Source organism: Oligoflexus sp., from assembly GCF_035638955.1.
GTDB lineage: Bacteria > Bdellovibrionota_B > Oligoflexia > Oligoflexales > Oligoflexaceae > Oligoflexus.
On the sequence record NZ_DASQYZ010000391.1, the window covers coordinates 1 to 4,517 of the forward strand.

Below are 4,517 nucleotides of genomic sequence, written 5' to 3' on the forward strand. Positions count from 1 at the left end.
AAGTAGAGTAGTAAGCGAATTTGCTTCCAATGCGGCACAAGTCCAATTTTGAAAACGAAATTGAGTGCTCATCATGTCCAGGTCATGTGCCAGCGCCGTCCATCTTTCGACAAGTTCTCTTTGACTTGGTAAGGGAATCACAATAAAGATGGTTTTGCATAAAATGTTCCTGGACCAATATTGTATCCAGATGTCTTTCACGCGTGCAAGGAGGTAACATGAGTCCTATAAGATCACGTATTTTTTCGGTTTTACTTGGGATGGCGATACTGCCAGGTCTTGGCTGTGACAGTAAGGATAACGATAGACGTAGCCTAAATGGCAATAGCGACCAAAAAAATGAAACATTGAGTCTCACGGAAACAGTGGCATTCCGGATTTATTCCTCTTCAGGCGGCAAAATCTAAACTTAGCGTCTTCAGCGGCTGATTCTGCGGCGGCAGCTTTATTAAGAATTCAAACCTTTTATGAGCGTCCACTGGGCTTTCACCCAGAAGTCTGATCTCAATACTGCCCTTAAGGCGTTTCACACATCCATGAACGGCATCCATCCCCACACCGCGCCCTGAGATTTCTGTCACCATACTGGCACTGGACACGCCGCTGGTGAATATCGTGTGAGCCACAGCGCTATCATCGGCGTCAGAACCAACCAGCCTCTTTTCGGCGGCCTTTTGCCTCAAGATAGGCAAGTTCAATCCGCGCCCATTATCGCGATATATGATTGAAGTGTTGTCATGACAATGAACGATTTCTATGTGAATCTGTCCTTCATCTGAAACCAGAAACCCGTGATCCAGGCTGTTTCTCATCAAATGTACAAATATGTCTTCATAATAGTGCAGAAAATCCGGTTCAATATAAAAGTCAACGCCGCTGATTTTAACCTCGGGCGAATTCTTCGCTAGCTGCTTCGCTAGACGGGGGACGGAGGAAATCAGGGGCTCCAGCACCTTCTTAAAGCTATTCGTATTAAGGTCGTCGATGCGACTCAGCAGGATCTGAAAGGTTTTTCTCTTATCACTGGGAATGTCACCCCAGATTTCCGTGATCATGGTCGAGAGGTTAACCACGAGTTTTTCCTGCTCGGCAGCTGCCCCACGCTTGAGCTTTTCATCATGAATATCACGGTAGAAACTGATGACCTTTTCTATCTGGCTCAAGAGTTCATTCACTCTCGATCGTCCTTTCAAACCGAGCTCACGTGGATCCATGGGGAAGATTTCGCTCTCGATGGAATGAACCATGCCTGAAATATCTTCAAGACCGTAGGTGCGAGCATTGCCCTTGATAGTGTGAATATTCCTAAGCAGCACATGCCAATTGCCTCCGATGTTCTCCCCTCTGAGCATTTGCCGCGACTCCTCGATAAGAATGGACGCGGACTTCAAAAATCTCCGAAATTTCGAGGCAGAAATATCCAATATCCGCCCTATGGCTTCCAATTCAAGACGCTTTTCGCTTGCTTCAGCTTCAGCGTTTTTGAATGCAGTCACATCCTTGATAGCAGCAAGTATTCTATTGATCTTGCCGTCTTCATGCTCAATGGGGGCCCAATCTATTTCGAGCTGCTTGGTAAGCTTGCCTTTGCTATACACGACAGATGCCGGTAATAAGTGAGCATTCATCTCAAAATTTATCAGCTCTCCATCCTTCATGATTTCGAGCGCTGAAATCAACATGGACTGTTCTTCACGATTCATCTGCCCGCCACCAAGCAACATCTTTATGAGGGAGGCGCCTTCGAGGCTGGCCCGATCTAATATGAATTCCAAATGACGCGAATACTGACTTTGAATAACACCCTCGAGATCTATGACGCAAATGCCTTGATTGATATTATCAAGCATGACGCTTAAGCCTTTGGTCTGACGCCATAGCTCTGTTGTGCGAAGCTCCACTTTCTCTTCCAACTCATGATTCATCTTCTCGCCCATCCTATTCACTTCAATTTGTGCTGCCAATGCCTCCTTTTGCACTTTTTGAAATCTGCTATTGGTATCATTGATCCGATCTGCAAGACCAATTGAGAGCAGGACAACCTCAGCCGAGATACCGATAAAAGGAAGAATGCTACCCAAGGCCGTAGACGGGATGACTTTGGACGTCTCAAGAGCAAAGATGAAAAGTGAAAGCAGCAATGCACTATGGGCGAGTAGATAGAAGCGGGCCGGCCGATAGCCCTGCCTCATCACCCATGCTCCGGCCGCAATGAGAGATATCGAGCCGATAGCCATCATTGGAAATAGCAGAGATACCGAAATATCGGCTCGCCCTGCAAAACTTGGGATCATGTTCAAACAGAGGCAAATGATTAGGATGAAAAGGAAGCGATTCAGCCTTGGCATCATCGTACCAAGATTGAGAAAAGAGCGCCCAAACTGGATGGAAGCTACCATAGCCAGTCCGAACTGGGGCATTATACCCCTCTGCGTGATGACCGGTAAATTCGGCCAAAGGACTTGGAAAGATAGTCCTGTCGCGGTAAATAGAGCTAATAATGCTGTTGCCAGGAAACCCACGTAAAGTAAGTATTGTGAGTCGCGAACCGTAATTCCGAGCAGTAGGTTATAAAGCATCATAATTGCCAAAACGGAAAATATGATCGAAAACCCGATGTTTTCTTTGATCTTCTGCCTATCGAATTCTGATTGGCTAAACACTTTAGCTTCATAGATGTGGTTTCCTAGCACTGGAGACGATGAGCTAAAGTAGAGAATCTGTGAAGACTGTGCTGGAATGACAATCGGAAATGTGGGAGTCCTATGGCTCAGGCGTCGTTCACCATACCTTTGCCCTACGCCCACGGTTTCCGTATGAATGCCATCCCCTAGGAACTGGTAGATTCGCAAAGTTTCGAAATGCGGAAATGCGAAATATACGATAGCATTCATCGGCTTGTCGCTGTGATTACTCAGTCTGAATCGTGCCCAGACAACACCGAATCTCGTTTTGAAAACTTCTATATCCTCTGCAGCCTTTCTAAATTTCGCAAAAGATGGGTGGCTGACCTGCTCCAGAGTCGCCAATCCTGTATCATCCACATAGAACTCAAAATGACGGTCAACGGGCAGAAACGTGCTGGCCTGATCAATTTTTAGCTCCAATGCGTGAAGGGAAGGGGCGCTTATCAACATGGTTATATAGAGTATGGCCAACAGGTATTTTCTGATAGCAAACTCAAGTCTCCAGTATTTCTGCATCATTTCAATATCACTTTAATTCTATGAGTTAATCTCAATCACCTATTCTATCCATCGGTCATCGGCACCGATCGATCAACGATTTATCTTTGTGAACCTTAAAATTGAATCTGTCTGTTCTTATGGAATTTAGTTAGGGTAAGTTCCTATTTTGTGCTCGTCTTTCAAGGATATGCCTGATCTCCCAAGGTCACAGCCCCGGAATAAAGACTCACGCCGTTCTTTTATCTCTTTTACCTTTGTCTGTTAAATTACACCCGCGGCCTTGGAATAAGTCGCAATTCGAGTCGTGTAACCCCCCATAATGTCGAAACAATCCAAGCGTAATTTTATTTCAACCTCACTCCTCCGAAGCCATCTATTGCATTGCCGATCATGCATACGTGGAAAATACATTCTCTCGAAGGAGTCATAATGCAGCGCACTCTGCCCGTAATTGCTGCCACCCCGGACGCAAAAGACTCTGACAAAGGGGCCACAGTTGCCGAAGCCCTGCCAAAGATCTTATACGCTATGGGAATCAATCAAGCGTTTGGTGTATCAGGAGGCGCTTTAGCCTCGCTCTGGGGAACTTTATCCAATAGCCCCATTCATGTTATCCATTGCCGCCATGAAGCGGGGGCTACTTTCGCTGCTGTTGAAGCCTATTTTGCGGCAAACCGTCCGACCTTGGTCTTTACAACCGCAGGACCTGGAATAACAAACGCGTTAACAGGTATGCTGTCAGCACGGGACGAAGGTGCCAAGATTCTATTAATCTCGGCTTCCACTCCGGCCCCCCAGAGAGGTCGCTTCGGCATTCAAGACCTGAGCCTCCAAAACCATACAACCGAAACTTCACTGACACTTGGCGCGCCGTTTAATCTTGCCGCGTCTATTGAGTCGGCTGAGCAGTTACCAGCCCTGCTCAATCGTATAGCCCACGGGTTTGCTGACCCTCAAGGGTTTGTTGCGCATTTATCAATTTCCCCATCCGTTCAGATGTCAGTTTTTTCGCAATTTCTCATACCAAGTCTCCCGAATCGACCGGTGCGATTGACCTGTGACCCTGAAACGATCACAAAATGCCTGGAGTATTTTCGAGAGCCGATCGCTCTGTGGGTAGGCTTCGGCGCTCGTCATTGCTCCCACGAAATTATCAAATTAGCGGAAGCTCTCCAGGCACCGGTTATGGGGGACCGTCGGCTAATTGGTGTCTCCTAATCTGAAACCGTGGTAAAACGGTCAGAGAAAGAAACACCAAATGAGAGCTCAAGTGTCTGTAATTAAGGTAGAAATCAAACTTCATGAAATTCCCAAAGCCATCGAGGCTTT

2 protein-coding genes are annotated in these 4,517 nt (G+C 46.6%); one reads left to right on the forward strand and one right to left on the reverse strand.

What is annotated here, in order from left to right; translation table 11 throughout:
- Positions 1–389: 389 nt before the first annotated feature.
- Positions 390–3,206 (reverse strand): 7TM diverse intracellular signaling domain-containing protein, encoded by a 2,817-nt coding sequence (locus VE954_RS33710; RefSeq protein WP_324961334.1) that lies wholly within the window; start codon positions 3,204–3,206, stop codon positions 390–392.
- Positions 3,207–3,617: 411 nt separating this feature from the next.
- Here VE954_RS33710 and VE954_RS33715 point away from each other — a divergent pair, with 411 nt between their 5' ends.
- Positions 3,618–4,406, forward strand: a complete 789-nt coding sequence (locus tag VE954_RS33715) for a thiamine pyrophosphate-binding protein (protein ID WP_324961336.1) — start codon at positions 3,618–3,620, stop codon at positions 4,404–4,406.
- Positions 4,407–4,517: the final 111 nt, after the last annotated feature.